Raw genomic sequence first — 15,629 nt, forward strand, 5'->3', positions numbered from 1 at the left:
TTCTGGACCGTGCAAAGAACGGCGGCCTGTCTAGGACGGCGCGGCGGCGGCGGAAAGAGGCTTCCGCCCCTTCTGGTCTTCACCGATCCGGCGCGGACACCGGATGTGGAGGCCCTGGCCGCCGGACTGGGACGGGGGACAGCCCTGGTCTACCGGGCCTTTGGAGCGCCGGATGCCGAAGCCGTGGCGCGGCGCTTGCTGAAAATGGCCCGGCGGCAGGGTTTCCTGCTGCTGATCGGCGCCGACTTCCGGCTGGCGGGGCGGATCGGCGCCCATGGGGTGCACCTGCCGGAACGGCTGGCCCATCTGGCGCCCGCCCTGCGGCGACCGGGCTTTCGGGTGACAGCGGCGGCTCATTCGGCCCGGGCCCTGCGGGCGAAGGGCGTCGACGCTGTGGTGCTTTCGGCGATCTTTCCGTCAGCCAGTCCATCGGCGGGACGGCCGATCGGCGCGCTCAAGCTGGCGCAGATGGTGAGGATCTCGGCCAGCCCGGTCTATGCCCTGGGCGGAATCAACGACAGCACCGCGCCAGCCCTGACCGGAACCGGCGTCGTCGGCATGGCCGGCGTGTCTTTTTCTAGAACTTGAAGGCGGTCTCGAGACGAACCCGGGGCGCGCTGTCCTGGGGTTGGGTCTTCTTGTAGACGGGCAGGGCGGGTTGATCACCCAGGCCGACGGCGCCGCCGATCCTCAAGGAGGGGGTCAGGCGGAAATAGGCTCCGGCCTGGACATCGTTCAGGACTGCGCCGCGATCCACCGACTGGTCCAGATTCAGGGTCATGCCCCAGCGACCGCGACGGGCGTCCCACTTGATGGACTGGCCACCATTGGCGCTGACCGCGGTGACATCGGCGCGGACCGTGAAGTTGGGCGTCTTGAAAGGCGTCTCGGCGTGGGCGGCCGTCGTCGCGCCGAGAATCGCAACGGCTGCAGACCAGCAAAGAACCGACTTACGAGACATGACTACCAATTGGTCCCAACACCTTTGATTTGCAAGACAGGCGCAAACCAGAACGCGATTAAGAGCCCCGATACCCGGAGGTCAACACCACAATAAGCCATAATCTGTCACCAATGTACGAATCCCTCTCACCCTGTGGCGACGAGGTCACGAGTTTCCTGTTTGGCGGATGTCCCGGCGTTGTTATAGAGGGCGTCGGCGCGGGGCGGCGCCGCGTCCTTCAACCGGCGCGTAGGAATTTTTTTGGAGCGGATGCAGATGCCGTTTGAGCGCGGAAATTGGATGCGGGGAATCACCGCCGGTGTCTTGGCCCTGAGCCTGACAGCCCTGGGCGCCTGTTCCAGCACGAAGGCTCCCGGGAACCAGGATGGCGGCAGGTTCAGCCTGAACCCCTTCGGTGGCGGCAAGTCCAGCAGCCCGGCGTCCAGCGACGCTCCGGCCATCGGCGTCAACGGCTTCCTGTGGCGGGCGACCCTGGACACCCTGTCCTTCATGCCCCTGGTTTCGGCCGACCCCTATGGCGGCGTGGTCATCACCGACTGGTACATCAATCCGGAAAAGACCGATGAGCGCTTCAAGTGCACGGTCTACATCCTGGATTCCCGCCTGCGGGCCGATGGCCTGAATGTTGCGGTCTTCAAGCAGGCCAAGGATCCGTCCGGTAACTGGGTGGATGTCGCCGCCGCGCCGCAGACCGAAACCGACATCGAGAACGCCATCCTGACCAAGGCCCGTCAGCTCCGACTATCCAACGTCCGGGGCTAGGGCCTCAGCGCCAGCAGGGCGCGAGCGCCAGTTCATCTGAAGTCACCCTGGGCGCGGGATCGGCGCCCAGAGTCCGCTCGCCATTTTCATTGCCTGTCAAACCACGCTAAAGCCTGACCTCATGGCCCGATACAATCCCAAAGAGACCGAACCCAAGTGGCGCGCCGCCTGGGACGCCGCCAAGGTTTTCGAAGCCGGCCCCCCCGCTCCCGGCAAGCCGAAATACTATGTCCTGGAAATGTTCCCCTATCCGTCGGGGCGGCTGCACATGGGCCATGTGCGCAACTACGCCCTGGGGGATGTCATTGCCCGGTTCAAGCGGGCGAGGGGCTTCAACGTCCTGCACCCCATGGGCTGGGACGCTTTTGGCCTGCCGGCCGAGAACGCCGCCATGGAGCGCGGGGTCGATCCCAAGGCCTGGACCTATGACAATATCGCCCGGATGCGGTCCGAGCTGAAGGAGCTGGGCCTGTCCATCGACTGGTCCCGGGAATTCGCCACCTGCGATCTGGCCTATTACGGCCAGCAGCAGGCCTGGTTCCTGGAGCTGTTCAAGACCGGCCTGGTCTATCGCAAGGAAGGGGTCGTCAACTGGGACCCGGTGGACCAGACCGTCCTGGCCAATGAGCAGGTGGTGGACGGCCGCGGCTGGCGCTCGGGCGCCGTGGTGGAAAAGCGCAAGCTGAACCAGTGGTTCCTGCGCATTACCGACTATGCCAATGACCTGGCCGACAGCCTGGCCACCCTGGACCGCTGGCCCGACAAGGTCCGGACCATGCAGGAGAACTGGATCGGCCGGTCAAAGGGCCTGCGCTTCAGCTTCAATTTCACCGACCCCGCGCCCGCCGGTTTCGCCGAGGGTCTGGAGGTCTACACCACCCGGCCCGACACCCTCTATGGCGCGAGCTTTGTCGGCGTTGCGCCTGACCATCCCCTGGCCGAGCAGATCGCCGCGCAGAATCCCGCGGCGGCGGCCTTCATCGCCGAATGCCGGAAGGGCGGCGCCTCCCAGGCTGAAATCGATACGGCCGAGAAGATCGGCTTCGACACCGGCCTGACCGTGGCCCATCCCTTTGACCCGGCCTGGCGCCTGCCGGTCTGGATCGCCAACTTCATCCTGATGGATTACGGCACGGGCGCCATCTTCGCCTGTCCGGCCCATGACCAGCGGGATCTGGACTTCGCCCGCAAATACGACCTGCCCGTCAAGGCGGTGGTCCTGCCCCCCGGCGAAAACCCAGACACCTTCACGGTCGGAGACGAGGCCTATACGGGCCCTGGCCTGATCTTCAATTCCCGCGATCTCGACGGGATGGATGTGGAGACGGCCAAGGCCGCCGCCATTGCGCAGATCGAGGCCCTGGCCCAGGGCAAGGGCGCCACCGTCTTCCGCCTGCGTGACTGGGGCGTCGCCCGCCAGCGGGGCTGGGGCTGTCCGATCCCGGTGGTCCATTGCGAGGCCTGCGGCGTGGTTCCCCTGCCGGCCAGCGCCCTGCCCGTGGCCCTGCCCGACGACCTGGAATTCGGCAAGCCGGGCAATGCCCTCGACCGCCACCCCACCTGGAAGCACACCAGCTGCCCGACCTGCGGCAAGGCGGCCCTGCGGGAAACCGACACCCTGGACACCTTTGTGGACTCGTCCTGGTATTTCGCCCGCTTCACCAATCCGGACTCGGCCTCGCCCATCGACAAGGCCGCGGCGGACTACTGGCTGCCGGTGGACCAGTATGTAGGCGGCATCGAGCATGCGGTCCTGCACCTGCTCTATGCCCGCTTCGTCACCAAGGCCCTGGCCGACCAGGGCATGCTGAGCGCAAGGGAGCCCTTCGCCGGCCTGTTCACCCAGGGCATGGTGACCCATGAGACCTATCGCCGGCAGTCCGGGGAATGGGTCGAGCCCCGGGATCTGGAAATCTACAATGAGGGCCAGACCCGTCGCGCCCGGCTGATCGAAACCGGTGAGCCCCTGGTGCTGGGCGATGTCGAGAAGATGTCCAAGTCCAAGAAGAATACCGTGGCGCCCGAGGAAATCTTCGAGGTCTATGGCGTGGACGCGGCGCGGCTCTTCGTCCTGTCGGACTCCCCGCCAGAGCGGGACACCCAGTGGTCCAATTCCGGGGTTGAGGGCGCCTGGCGGTTCGTCAACCGGGTCTGGGCCGAAGTTGAAAGCCAGCCCGCCGGACCCTTTGCCGCCGGATCTGATGATCCGGCCGCCGACGCCGTGCGCCGGGGCTCCCACAGGCTGATCAAGGCCATGACCGAGGCCATTGAAAGCTTCCGGTTCAATTCCGGCATCGCCCGTCTCTATGAGTTCCTGAACCTGATGAAGGAACACAAGGCCGAGGGCGCCAGCCCGGCCCTGCTGGCGGCCCGGGCCGAGTCCCTGTCGGCCTTCACCCGGCTGATCGCCCCCTTCACGCCTCACCTGGCCGAAGAGTGCTGGGTCCAGCTGGGCAAGACCGGCCTGGTGGTCGAGGCGCCCTGGCCCGAGTTTGATCCAGCCCTCACCCAGGATGCGGTGGTGACCCTGCCGGTCCAGGTCAATGGTAAGCGCCGGGGCGAAATCCAGGCGCCCGCCGGGGCCGAACCGGCCGAGGTGGAGAAAATGGTGCTTGACGATCCGGAGATCACAAGGCGCCTTGAGGGCCTGACCATTCGCAAGGTGATCGTCGTGAAGGATCGTATCGTCAACATCGTGGCCGCCTGATGCGCCGTCTGGTCCTTCCCGCCCTTCTGGCCCTGGGTCTGAGCGGTTGCGGCTTTGCGCCGCTCTATGGAACCCCCGGTGTCGCCTCCGGCCTGACCGCCATCCAGGTTTCAACCCCGGAAGGGCGGGTCGGCGCCCTGCTGCGGGAACATCTGGACGACGCCCTGGCCCGCAACAGCGCCGCGCCGCCAACCTGGCGCCTGACCACAGCCCTCGGTGAGCAGCGCTATCCCCGGGGCATCCGGATCGACAATGTCGCCACCCGTTATGAATACGTCCTGGTGGTGGACTACGCGCTGACCCCCGTCGCCGGCGCAGCAAAGCCCGCCAAGACCGGCAAGGTCCGGGTGGAAGTCACCTACGATTCCGCCGACCAGCCCTATGCTTCGATCGCCGCCCAGCAGGACGCCCAGGATCGCGCCGCCGGCGAAGCGGCCCGACGCATCCAGCTGGAACTCGCCACCTGGCTGGCCAAGCCCGGGGCCTAGATCGGTGATCCTCAGCCGCCGACCCGATATCGAGCGGTTCCTCGGCCGACCGGACGCCGAAATCCGGGTGGCCCTGATCTATGGTCGTGACACCGGCGTGGTCCGCGAGCGCGGCCAGCAGCTGGCGGCGAAGGTCACGGCCCGGCCAGACGACCCCTTTGACGTCGCCCTGCTCAATGACAGCGACATGGACGGCGAACCCGGTCGGCTGGAGGGCGAGCTGGCGGCCCAGTCCATGATGGGCGGAAGGCGACTGGTGCGCCTGAAACTGACCTCCGAGAAATCAGGGCCTGACAAGCTGGCCGCCGAAGCCGTAGCCCGACATGCGGCTGGTGAACTCAATTCCGAAGCCTTCTTCCTCATCGAAGCCGGGGCCCTTGGGCGGGATTCCGCCGTCCGCAAGATCTGCGAGAAGTCGCCCGCCTGCGCCGTCATCCCCTGTTACGAGGACGAGCCCGGGGACATAGCCCGACTGGTTCGCGACAGCCTGACCAGGGATGGGGTTGGCCTGACCTCTGACGCCCTGGCCCTGTTTGTCGCCCGCATGCCCAAGGAACGCGGCGTGGCCCGGCAGGAGATCGAGCGCCTGGCCCTGTTCCTGGGTCCCGGCTCGGGCATGACCGCCACCCCCAAGGATCTGGAGACCTTTCTGGGGGTCGAACCCGAAGCCTCCCTGTCCGACGCCGCCGCCGACGCCTTTGGCGGGCGCCTGGCCCAGGCCCAGCAGGGATTGCGCCGGGCCGCACAGGAGGGCGAGGCCGGACCTGCCGCTGTCCGCGCCATAGGCAATTATCTGGGACGTCTCCGCCGCACCCTGACCCTGGCCAAGAGCGGCGCGGGCCTGCAGGAAGCCGCCAAGGCCTCGGGCGTCTTCTGGAAGAGCGAGCGCGAATTCCTGCGTCAGGCCCGGGCCTGGACCCTGGCCGAGCTGGACCGCCTGCAGCCCGAAGTGCTGGCCGCAGACAAGGCCTGCAAGAGCACAGGCTCGCCAGACCACCTCATCGCCGAACGACTAGCCCTGCAGATCGCTGGTCGGGCCCGGCGGCTGGGGCTCTAACCCCGGGCCCTGAGGTCACTCTGGGCCAGCTCGCGACCCTCTGACCATCTGCCTATGGCCTGCAGCAGGGCCGCGGGGCTGATGGGCTTGCCGATATGGTCGTCCATCCCGGCCTCGAGGCACTTTTCCACCTGCTCGGGTAGGACATTGGCGGTCATGGCCACAATGGGGGTCATCCGGGCGGCGGTCGTGCCCAGGGCGCGGAAGGCGCGGGTTGCGCTGAGGCCATCCATCACCGGCATGTGCACGTCCATCAGGACCAGATCAAAACTGCGCGCTTCCAGGGCGTCCAGGGCCGCCTGACCATGGTCGGCCGTCTCGATCTCGATTTCGAAGGGCTGAAGCAGGGTCTGGATCAGCTCGCGGTTCACTGCGACATCCTCTACCAGAAGCAGGCGCACCGGCCGCTCGGGAGCTTCCGCCGATGGCGCAGGCGCAGCCTCAGCCAGGGCTTCGGCCCAGGGCAGGGTCAGCTCGAACCAGAAGGTAGAGCCCTTGTCCGGCTCGCTGAAGGCGCCGATTTCGCCGCCCATGAACTCAATGGTCCTGCGGCAGATGGCCAGGCCCAGGCCGGTGCCCCCGTATTCCCGGCTGACCGAGGCGTCGGCCTGGGTGAAGCGGTCAAACAGGTGCTCGATCTGGTTGGCTGGAATACCAATGCCTGTGTCAGCGACCTCGATCCGCAACCGGTCACGGATCTCGTCAATGGGCGACTGCACCACCCGCACGGTGACCCCGCCGGCGTGGGTGAATTTCAGGGCGTTGGACACCAGATTCAGCAGGACCTGACGGATCTTGCCGTCATCGCCTACCAGGGGGCGAATCTCACCCCGGGTCTCCAGACTGGTCCAGATATCCTTGGACTCGGCCTGACCGGCCAGAAGATCCAGGACGGCCCGCGGCGGGGCGGCGGGATCAAAGGTGTGGGCTTCCAGCTCGACGCCGCCGGCTTCCAGCTTGGAAAAGTCGAGAATGCTGGTGACCAGTTCCAGCAGGGCCAGGCTGGCGTCATGGACCAGGCTGACATGGCGCTTGTCTTCAGCCGCCAGCCGACTGGACCGCCGCAGCACCTCGGAAAAGCCGATAATGGCGTTGAGCGGGGTCCGCAGTTCATGGGTCATGTTGGCCAGGAATTCGGACTTGGCCGCCGCGGCGTCTTCGGCCCGGCGGCGGGCCTCCACCAGCTCGGTCTCCAGGGCCTTTCGGGCCTCGATGGGCCGGGAGACCGTGAGGATCTTGGTCAGGTCCCCTTCCTTTTCCGGGGCCACCAGGCTGAAGCTGGTCTCCATCCAGATATAGCGGCCATCCTTGTGCTGCACCCGGTACTGATGGGTCATTTCGCCGCCCGTCGAGGCGAATTCCCGGACGAGGGCCGGTAACCAGGTGGCATCTTCCGGATGGAGGCTCTGGTGCCGCTCGCCCGCAAACCATTCCTCGGGGGCATAGCCCAGGACCTTGGCCATGGACGGAGAGACATAGATCTTCGTTCCCGCGGTGTCGGTCATGGAAATGACGTCGGTCAGGTTATCTGCAAGGACCCGGTACTTGCCTTCGGAGGCGGACAGGAGGTCCTGGGCCTGGTTGAATTTCTGCCTGGCGGCAAGGGCCCGGAATACGCCGTCGCAGGCGAAGATCAGGGCCAGGGCCAGAAAACCGACGACAGGTACAAGGTTGAGGTGCAGGGGATTTGGCCCGACCAGAACCCAGCCCAGCATGCCTAGACCGGGCAGGGCGCCGCCGACCAGGAAGCCGATGGGAGACTGGTAGGCATTGGTCTGGGTGAAGAAGATGACAGACAGCCAGAGGGTGACCGCAATGGCCGCCCCCTCCGGCACGCCGGTGACCCAGAACAGGCCGCCGAGCACCATCCAGACCGAGCAACCGGACACGAGACTGACCAGATAGGCGGCCCGCAGCTGCCTGGAGGCGATTTCGCCACGCCCCTGGCGGCGCGACACCAGCCAGGAATAGCTCTCCTGGATGAGGCTTGCGCCGTACCAGATGAAACCTGCAGCCGGCGAAATCACCTGCATGGCGAGGGCGGAGACCAGAACAGCTATGACCAGGCGAATCTTGAGGCCATCAAACGACTTCGCCGCCAGCTCGTCTAAGCCATCGTCCAGATACTCGGCCAACGGATGTCCTTCCCGGGTTTCAACCGCAGACTAGGGCAAATCCGTTTCGGCCCCGTTACCGCAGGCTACTGCCCGGGCGGCGGAATGACGTCGCGCTTGCCGGCGTGGTTGGCCGGGCTGACGACGCCTTCATTTTCCATCCGCTCGATCAGGGAGGCGGCCCGGTTATAGCCGATCTGCAGCCGGCGCTGGACATAGGAGGTGGAGGCCTTGCGGTCGCGCAGGACCACGGCCACGGCGCGGTCATAGAGGTCGTCCCCCGAACCGCCCTCATCGCCAAAGCCGCCGCCGCCATCCTCGCCATCCTCATCGCCCCCGGCGGTGATTTCCTCGAGATATTGCGGCTGACCCTGATCGCGCAGGAACTTGGCCACGGCTTCGACTTCCTGGTCGGAGACGAAGGGGCCGTGCAGACGGGTGATGCGGCCGCCGCCGGCCATGTAGAGCATGTCGCCCTGGCCCAGCAGCTGCTCGGCGCCCTGTTCGCCCAGGATGGTGCGGCTGTCGATCTTGGAGGTGACCTGGAAGGAGATCCGGGTGGGGAAGTTGGCCTTGATGGTGCCGGTGATGACGTCCACTGACGGGCGCTGGGTGGCCATGACCAGGTGGATGCCGGCGGCCCGGGCCATCTGGGCCAGACGCTGGACAGCGCCTTCCACATCCTTGCCCGCCACCATCATCAGGTCGGCCACCTCGTCGATGACCACCACCAGATAGGGCATGGGCTTGGGATCGATCCGCTCGCTCTCATAGATGGGGCGGCCGGCGTCGTCGAAACCGGTCTGGACCGTGCGCTCGAAGTGCTCGCCCTTGGCGGCGGCTTCCTTGGCCCGTTCATTGTAGGAGGCCACGTTCCGGACGCCGATCTTCGACATCATCCGGTAGCGGTCTTCCATCTCCCGGACCGTCCACTTGAGGGCGACAATGGCCTTCTTGGGGTCGGTCACCACCGGGGTCAGCAGGTGGGGAATGCCGTCATAGACGCTGAGCTCCAGCATCTTGGGGTCGATCATGATGAACCGGCACTGCTCTGGGGACAGGCGGTAGAGGATCGACAGGATCATGGCGTTGACCCCCACCGACTTGCCCGAGCCGGTGGTGCCGGCGATCAGCAGGTGGGGCATTTTCGAAAGGTCGGCGATATAGGGCTCGCCGCCGATGTTTTCCCCAAGCGCCATGGGCAGGGCCTGGCTTGATTTCTCGTATTCGGCGCTGGCCAGCAGGTCCCGGAGATAGACGGTCTCGCGGCGGACATTGGGCAGCTCAATGCCGATGGCGTTGCGGCCGGCTACCACGGCGACACGGCAAGCGGCCACGCTCATGGAGCGGGCTATGTCGTCGGAAAGCGCGACAACCCTGGCCGATTTCACGCCGGGGGCGGGAACAAGTTCATAGAGGGTGACCACAGGGCCTGGGCGGATCTGGTCGATCTGGCCGCGGACACCGAACTCGGCCAGGACGCTTTCCAGCAACTGGGCGTTCTGGCGAAGGGCCCCTTCGTCGAACTGGGCGGCGCGGGGTTTGGGCTTGGCCAGCATGGCCAGTTCCGGCAGGGAGAATCCGCCCGGGCGCACAAAGTCAAAGGCGCCCTGGGCTTCCCTCTGCTCGCGGCCTGACTCCCTGGGGGGGGCCTTGGGTCCCTTGATGGCGACCGGAATGATTTCGCGATCCATAAGCTCCCCGGGGGCCGGGGGAATGTCCAGGACCGTGTCGGCGGGGCCGGCTTCCATGACCGGCTCCACCGCCCGGCGGACGGGGCGGGCGCGGGCAGGCGGCAGGGGGGCCTGGACCTCGGCGGCCAGGGGCTTGGGCTTTTGCGCCAGGGCCTCGACCAGTCGCTCGCCCAGGGCGAAGAGATTGCTGCGCTTGACCCCGAAGGCATATCCGACGCCCCAGGCGGCGACGCCGGCATAGATCAGGGCGGCGATGACCCGGGCGAAGGGCAGGTGGGCATAGGCCAGCAAATTCTCGGTGGCGACCAGCAGGCCATCTCCCCAGAAGCCGCCAAGGCCGCGGGCGAGGGGCCAGGACCTGGGCGCCGGGGGCGCCGCCAGAAACCCTGCCAGGGCCATGAGGCCAAGGGCGCCGATCAGGGCGCGCAGCCGTACCTGTCGGCGGGTCTCGTTGGGGTGGGGGGTCACGGCGCGATAGAGGCCAAGCAGGACCATGAGCAGGGCGGCGACGCCGGCCGACAGGCCCATGGACTGGATCCAGATGTCGGCCAGGGTGGCGCCCGGGGCGCCCAGGGCATTGCCCACAGGGTCTGGCGAAGCCGCGTTCAGGCTGGAATCCGCGACATTGTATGTGGCCAGGGCGATGGCCAGGAAGACGCCGCTGACCGCGACCACGCCGCCGCGCAGGCGCGCCGTCGTCGGGTGGCGCCATGCCAGGCTGGCGATATGGAGCATGAGCTCCAGCCCTGTTTTCCGCGCGGCTCGCGCCATACCCGTAAGACCCTCAAGCTTGTACCGGCTTGGTCTAAGGCTCAGAGGGTTAAAGGGCGTTTACCGTGACCCGGTGGCATTCGAGGGGATCGAGGGCCGCCCGCCGCAATCGGACTTCCCCTTTTCCTCTTCCCCCTCTAGATGTTTTGGCATGTGGAGCATGCCGCGCAGCATTTTGAAGGTCGTCGCCGTGATCATCGCCGCCTGTGCGGTGACAGGGCTGGTCCTGGGATTCCAGGGCGCGCCGCGCAAGGGCCGCCTGCCCGGCGAATCCGTCAAGGGCGAGAGCGCCGAAGCCCTGACCGCGACGGATGTCCAGCCCCTGATCGAGGACATTGCGCCGCCGCCTCCGCCGCCGGAAGACAAGAAGGCCGAGGAGGAAAAGCCTGAAGAGGCCGATCCGGCCCTGGCCACAACGCCTGAGACACCTGCGGCGCCAACGCCGACCCCGGCCAAGCCCGCACCGAAACCGGCGGGCCCCGAGGACAAGGTGGGCGACCTGCTGGACGGCGTCACCCCGCCGCCCCAGGAAGAACCGCCCCACTAGGACGCCCTATTCCGGGTCAGATCCCCAGAGATCGCCCCAGTCCAGCCGTCGGGCCCTGGCGTAATCCGCCTTGTCCCGGCGCAGGACCGTACGCGTCATGCTGTCCCCCAAGGGTGTGCAGACCTTGAACTCCAGGGCGATCTTGCTCTGCCTTGCCGGGGCCAGGATCCTCTCGCCGCCGGCGCGTCGCGCAATACTGCTGCGGCAGACCGCCAGATAGATGAACTTCTCGTCCTCGAAGGACCGGTCGGCCATCTTGGCCTGACGGTGGTCCCGGGACCTGGGCAGGCGCTGGACGAAGTGGCACCAGTCGGGCGCCGTGACCGGACAGGCGGCGGCGTGGGCGCAGGGGGCGATGATGGCGCCGCCCCGGGCGATCAGGGCGTCCCGCGCCAGCTTGATCCGGGCCCATCCCTCTGCAGAGCCAGGCTCCACCAGAACCAGAACCCCGGTGCAGGCCTCCCAGAGTCCCGCGACAACGGCCTCGATCCGGTCGGGCGCAATTTCCGCCAGGACATAGCTGGCCATGACCAGGTCGGCCTGCGGCCAGGGCTCGGTCGAGGCCTCGGGCCGGGTGAGGTCGACCAGCCGCCGATCAGACCTGGCCAGAACCTCAGGGCCTGACCGGGACAGGGTCGCTGCAAGGTCCAGGAAGACCCGGCTGGAATCCAGGAGCACGGCTGATTGCAGGCTGCTCCAGGTTTCGCAGGCCGCCCAGCCTGCGGCGCCCGGGCCTGACCCGGCGTCCAGCAGGGACCGGGGCTGGAAATCCACCAGCCGGTCGTCAGCTTCAGACAGGGCGCGGGCGACCGCAGCATAGGTGGCCGGCAGGCGCGCCGCTGCATAGGCCGCAGCATCCTCGACCGTCCGGATGACGACCCTGGAACCCTGGCCGGCGCGATAGCCCTCCGAGAGGGCGGTGGCGCGGGCGGCGAGGCCTGAGCGCCCGACCCCCTGCAACAGGCTGTCTACGCCCTGACGCAGGGTCGGCGGCAGGTCCGGGCTCAAGACATTGCGACCTAGAGGGCCCGGTTGCTGACCAGATCATCCACCACGGAAGGATCGGCCAGGGTGGTGGTGTCGCCCAGATTGGACAGGTCGTTCTCGGCGATCTTGCGCAGGATGCGGCGCATGATCTTGCCAGACCGGGTCTTGGGCAGACCGGGGGCGAACTGGACGATGTCCGGCGCCGCAAAGGGCCCGATTTCCCGGCGCACCCAGCCCTTGAGCTCGGCCTGCAATATGTCGGTGGGAACCACATCGGCCTTCAGGGTGACAAAACAGTAGATGCCCTGACCCTTCACATCATGGGGATAGCCGACCACAGCAGCCTCGGCCACGTTCTCATTGGAGACCAGGGCGCTCTCGATTTCCGCCGTGCCCAGCCGGTGGCCGGAGACATTGATCACGTCATCCACCCGGCCGGTGATCCAGTAATAGCCGTCCTCGTCCCGACGGCAGCCATCGCCGGTGAAGTACTTGCCGCCATAGGTGGAGAAGTAGGTGTTGAAGAAGCGCTCATGGTCCCCATAGACCGTGCGCATCTGGCCGGGCCAGGAATCGGTGATGACCAGGTTGCCGTTGGCGGCGCCGTGCAGGACCACGCCTTCGGCGTCCACCAGCTCGAACTTCACGCCGGGCAGGGGTTTGGCGCAGGAGCCGGGCTTCAGGGCCGTGGCGCCGGGCAGGGGCGAGGCCAGGCAGGCGCCGGTTTCGGTCTGCCAGTAGGTGTCGACGATCGGGCAGCGGCCCTCGCCCACCACCCGGTGATACCAGAGCCAGGCCTCGGGATTGATGGGCTCGCCCACCGTACCGATCAGCCGCAAGGATTGGCGGGAGGTTCTGGTCACGGGCTCGTCACCGTCGCGCATCAGGGCGCGGATGGCGGTGGGGGCGGTGTAGAAGATCTCGACCTGGTGCTTGTCGATCACCTCCCAGAAGCGGGAATTGGTGGGATAGTTGGGCACGCCCTCGAACATGACGCTGGTGGCGGCATTGGCCAGGGGGCCATAGACCACATAGCTGTGGCCGGTGACCCAGCCCACATCGGCCGTGCACCAGAAGACCTCGCCGGCCCGATAGTCAAAGACCAGCTCGTGGGTGTGGGCCGCCCAGGTCAGATAGCCGCCGGTGGTGTGCAGCACGCCCTTGGGCTTTCCGGTGGAGCCCGAGGTGTAGAGGATGAAGAGGGGATCCTCGGCGTTCATCGGCTCGGGATCACATTGGTCGCTGACCGTGGCCTTCAGGTCCGAATAGAAGGCGTCGCGGCCGGCGGTCATGGGCACGTCGGCCTTGGTCCGGCGCACGACAATGACGTCCTTCACATCAGGGCAGGAGGCCAGGGCCTCGTCCACATTGCGCTTGAGCGGCACAATCTTGCCGCCCCGCAGGCCTTCATCGGCGGTGATGACAATGCGGGAGTCGCAGTCCTGGATCCGGCCGGCGATGCTGTCGGGGGAGAAGCCGCCGAAGATCACCGAGTGCACGGCGCCGATCCGGGCGCAGGCCAGCATGGCCACGGCGGCCTGGGGGATCATGGGCAGGTAGATGGTGACCCGGTCGCCCTTCTTGACGCCCTTGGCCTTGAGCACATTGGCCATGCGGCAGACATCGGCGTGCAGCTGGCGATAGGTGATCTTGTCGGAAAGGTCGGGCTCGTCGCTCTCCCAGATGATCGCCACCTGGTCGCCCCGTTCGGCCAGGTGCCGGTCCAGGCAGTTGACCGAGACGTTCAGCACGCCGTCGGCATACCAGCGGATGTGAAAGGGATGCTTGTGGAAGGAGGTGTCCTTGATCTGGGTCGGGAAGGTCATCCAGTCCAGACGCCCGGCCACATCCCGCCAGTATCCTTCCGGATCGCTCTCCACCCGCGCCACGGCGGCGTCATAGGCCGCAGCGTTCATGATCGCCGTGTCGGCCAGGGCCTGCGGAACCGGGAAAACTTCACCTTCGCTCACGGCCAATACTCCCTAAATCAAGCTTCCCGGGGAGTTATGCGGAGTGGCCGGGTCGGCGCAACCGGGCAGACGGTTATTTTCGCACGCAAATGGGGTCTTGCGGCTTTCCTGGCGGGGCGCAGCGCCCTAGCCTTGTCCCTTCAATCGCCGATCAGGAGCCCGCCATGCTGCTTCACCTTTCCACCTGGGCCGAGGTCGAGGATTTCCTGACGCGATCCCAGACCGTGATCATCCCCATCGGTTCCAATGAGCAGCACGGTCCCACCGGCCTGCTGGGCACGGACTGGCTCTGCCCCGAGATCATTGCCCATGAGGCCCAGAAGTTCGGCGACATCATTGTCGGCCCGACCTTCAATGTGGGCATGGCCCAGCACCATCTGGGCTTTCCCGGTACGGTCAGCCTGCGCCCCACCACCTTCATCGCCGCCATCGGCGACTGGTGCCGGTCCCTGGCTGGGCACGGGTTCACGAAGATCTATTTCCTGAATGGCCATGGGGGCAATGTGGCCACGATCGAGGCGGCCTTTTCCGAGCTCTACGCCGAGGCCAGTTATTTCGGCCGGCCCCGGGGCTTTTCCCTCAAGCTGAAGAACTGGTGGGACCTGAAGGGCGTCATGCCGCTGGCCAACCGCCAGTTCCCCACCGGCCATGGCAGCCATGCCACGCCGTCAGAGATTGCCGTCACCCAGTGGGGGTATCCGGACTCCATCAAGACCGCCAACTACGCCCCGCAGATCGCCCCCACCGGTCCGATCCGTGAGGCCCTCGACTTCCGCGCCCGCTATCCCGACGGCCGTATGGGATCCGACCCCGGCCAGGCCACCCCTGAAAAGGGCGGTGAACTGGTGGCCAAGGCGGCGGAAAGCCTGCTGGAAGACGTGGCGGCGTTTTCGGCCGAGACAGCGCCGGGGGCCTAGGCTGTCAGCACCTCGCCGTCGTCGACCGTGACGACCCAGGGGGTCAGGCTTTCGCCCGCGCAGGGGCCGCCGACGCAGACCCCGTCATCCGGACGGAAGACAGCGCCGTGGGCTGCGCACAGGATGCGGTCCCCGCTTCGGGTCAGGTAGCGGTCATCAAGCACGGCCAGGGGCCACCCATTGTGCGGGCAGGAATCCACATAGCCCGAGACCTGGTCCCCCTGACGCACCAGAAAGCCGGCGAACAGGGCCTGGTCCTTGCGGAACCGGAAGCCCTTTGCCCCAGGATCACTGATGTCCTCGACCCGGCAGAGGCGGGTTCCGGGCTCAGGGCGTGCAGGATTGTCGGGTGAATTCCGGCTCACCCAAGGGTCCCCAGGCTGACCTTGAACGGGAAGACCTGAACATCGGCGAACAGGCCGGCCTTTGTGTAAGGGTCGCCCTTGTTGAAGGCCCAGGCGTCTTCCTGGGTCTCGAAGTCGAAGATCAGCATGGAGCCGGCCATGTCGCCTGCCTCATTGAGGATCGGTCCCGCCAGTTTCATCTTCTCCGCAAAGGTTCCGGCGTAGGCCAGATGCTCTGACCGGGTCGCCAGACGCAGGTCGAGACTGTCGGGCTTGTCGCGGCAGACAAGGACATAGAGGCCCATGG

At 66.6% G+C, this 15,629-nt stretch carries 14 protein-coding genes; 7 read left to right on the forward strand and 7 right to left on the reverse strand.

The genetic code is table 11. The features are described from left to right. Positions 1–9 precede the first annotated feature (9 nt). Entirely contained in the window at positions 10–588 is a 579-nt protein-coding gene (locus CFE28_01255; GenBank protein ID OYU68744.1) for a thiamine monophosphate synthase, read from the forward strand. Here the strand turns inward: CFE28_01255 and CFE28_01260 are convergent. Next, positions 578–919 carry a hypothetical protein gene (locus CFE28_01260; GenBank protein ID OYU71493.1) on the reverse strand — a complete coding sequence of 114 codons (342 nt, stop codon included), beginning with the start codon at positions 917–919 and terminating at the stop codon, positions 578–580. The two genes, CFE28_01255 and CFE28_01260, sit on opposite strands and share 11 nt — an antisense overlap. A gap of 300 nt (positions 920–1,219) precedes the next feature. On the opposite strand from CFE28_01260, the gene CFE28_01265 reads away from it, so the two are divergent. From CFE28_01265 to CFE28_01280, 4 genes are all read left to right on the forward strand, one after another. After that, a complete protein-coding gene (locus tag CFE28_01265) occupies positions 1,220–1,726 on the forward strand; it encodes a hypothetical protein (GenBank protein OYU71494.1) in 507 nt (168 codons plus the stop codon). A gap of 121 nt (positions 1,727–1,847) precedes the next feature. Continuing rightward, positions 1,848–4,433 (forward strand): leucine--tRNA ligase, encoded by a 2,586-nt coding sequence (locus tag CFE28_01270; protein OYU68745.1) that lies wholly within the window; start codon positions 1,848–1,850, stop codon positions 4,431–4,433. Then, positions 4,433–4,921 (forward strand): hypothetical protein, encoded by a 489-nt coding sequence (locus CFE28_01275; protein ID OYU68746.1) that lies wholly within the window; start codon positions 4,433–4,435, stop codon positions 4,919–4,921. Before CFE28_01270 ends, CFE28_01275 begins: the two co-directional genes overlap by 1 nt. 4 nt (positions 4,922–4,925) lie before the next feature. Beyond that, positions 4,926–5,978, forward strand: a complete 1,053-nt coding sequence (locus tag CFE28_01280; GenBank protein ID OYU68747.1) for a DNA polymerase III subunit delta — start codon at positions 4,926–4,928, stop codon at positions 5,976–5,978. Here the strand turns inward: CFE28_01280 and CFE28_01285 are convergent. Together CFE28_01285 and CFE28_01290 are read right to left on the reverse strand one after the other, a co-directional pair. Beyond that, positions 5,975–8,113: a hybrid sensor histidine kinase/response regulator gene (locus tag CFE28_01285; protein OYU68748.1), complete on the reverse strand. Its 2,139-nt coding sequence runs from the start codon at positions 8,111–8,113 to the stop codon at positions 5,975–5,977. The two genes, CFE28_01280 and CFE28_01285, sit on opposite strands and share 4 nt — an antisense overlap. Positions 8,114–8,178: 65 nt before the next feature. After that, the gene (locus CFE28_01290; GenBank protein OYU68749.1) at positions 8,179–10,557 is read right to left on the reverse strand and encodes a cell division protein FtsK; all 2,379 of its coding nucleotides are present in this window, start codon (positions 10,555–10,557) and stop codon (positions 8,179–8,181) included. Between the two features lie 151 nt (positions 10,558–10,708). Between CFE28_01290 and CFE28_01295 the strand changes: the two genes are divergently transcribed. Continuing rightward, positions 10,709–11,104, forward strand: a complete 396-nt coding sequence (locus CFE28_01295) for a hypothetical protein (protein OYU68750.1) — start codon at positions 10,709–10,711, stop codon at positions 11,102–11,104. Between the two features lie 6 nt (positions 11,105–11,110). Here CFE28_01295 and CFE28_01300 read toward each other — a convergent pair whose 3' ends face one another. Continuing rightward, the gene (locus CFE28_01300; protein OYU68751.1) at positions 11,111–12,112 is read right to left on the reverse strand and encodes an SAM-dependent methyltransferase; all 1,002 of its coding nucleotides are present in this window, start codon (positions 12,110–12,112) and stop codon (positions 11,111–11,113) included. A gap of 11 nt (positions 12,113–12,123) precedes the next feature. After that, positions 12,124–14,061, reverse strand: coding sequence for an acetate--CoA ligase (acs, locus tag CFE28_01305; protein OYU71495.1), 1,938 nt, complete (start codon positions 14,059–14,061; stop codon positions 12,124–12,126). A 164-nt stretch (positions 14,062–14,225) separates the two neighbouring features. On the opposite strand from acs, the gene CFE28_01310 reads away from it, so the two are divergent. Beyond that, on the forward strand, positions 14,226–14,978 hold the full coding sequence (locus CFE28_01310; GenBank protein ID OYU68752.1) for an amidase: 753 nt from the start codon (positions 14,226–14,228) through the stop codon (positions 14,976–14,978). Here the strand turns inward: CFE28_01310 and CFE28_01315 are convergent. Continuing rightward, positions 14,975–15,343, reverse strand: coding sequence for a 2Fe-2S ferredoxin (locus CFE28_01315; GenBank protein ID OYU68753.1), 369 nt, complete (start codon positions 15,341–15,343; stop codon positions 14,975–14,977). The genes CFE28_01310 and CFE28_01315 overlap by 4 nt on opposite strands. Then, positions 15,340–15,627 carry a hypothetical protein gene (locus CFE28_01320; protein OYU68754.1) on the reverse strand — a complete coding sequence of 96 codons (288 nt, stop codon included), beginning with the start codon at positions 15,625–15,627 and terminating at the stop codon, positions 15,340–15,342. The genes CFE28_01315 and CFE28_01320 overlap by 4 nt, the downstream gene beginning before the upstream one ends. Positions 15,628–15,629 lie beyond the last annotated feature (2 nt).

The sequence above is a fragment of the Alphaproteobacteria bacterium PA2 genome (assembly GCA_002256425.1).
Lineage (GTDB): Bacteria > Pseudomonadota > Alphaproteobacteria > Caulobacterales > Caulobacteraceae > Phenylobacterium.

Coding starts and splice junctions, on each gene's coding strand:
- CFE28_01265 (OYU71494.1), top strand. CDS start 1,220: ATGCCGTTTGAGCGCGGAAATTGGATGCGGGGAATCACCGCCGGTGTC.
- CFE28_01270 (OYU68745.1), top strand. CDS start 1,848: ATGGCCCGATACAATCCCAAAGAGACCGAACCCAAGTGGCGCGCCGCC.
- CFE28_01275 (OYU68746.1), top strand. CDS start 4,433: ATGCGCCGTCTGGTCCTTCCCGCCCTTCTGGCCCTGGGTCTGAGCGGT.
- CFE28_01290 (OYU68749.1), bottom strand. CDS start 10,557: ATGGCGCGAGCCGCGCGGAAAACAGGGCTGGAGCTCATGCTCCATATC.
- CFE28_01295 (OYU68750.1), top strand. CDS start 10,709: ATGTGGAGCATGCCGCGCAGCATTTTGAAGGTCGTCGCCGTGATCATC.
- CFE28_01310 (OYU68752.1), top strand. CDS start 14,226: ATGCTGCTTCACCTTTCCACCTGGGCCGAGGTCGAGGATTTCCTGACG.
- CFE28_01320 (OYU68754.1), bottom strand. CDS start 15,627: ATGGGCCTCTATGTCCTTGTCTGCCGCGACAAGCCCGACAGTCTCGAC.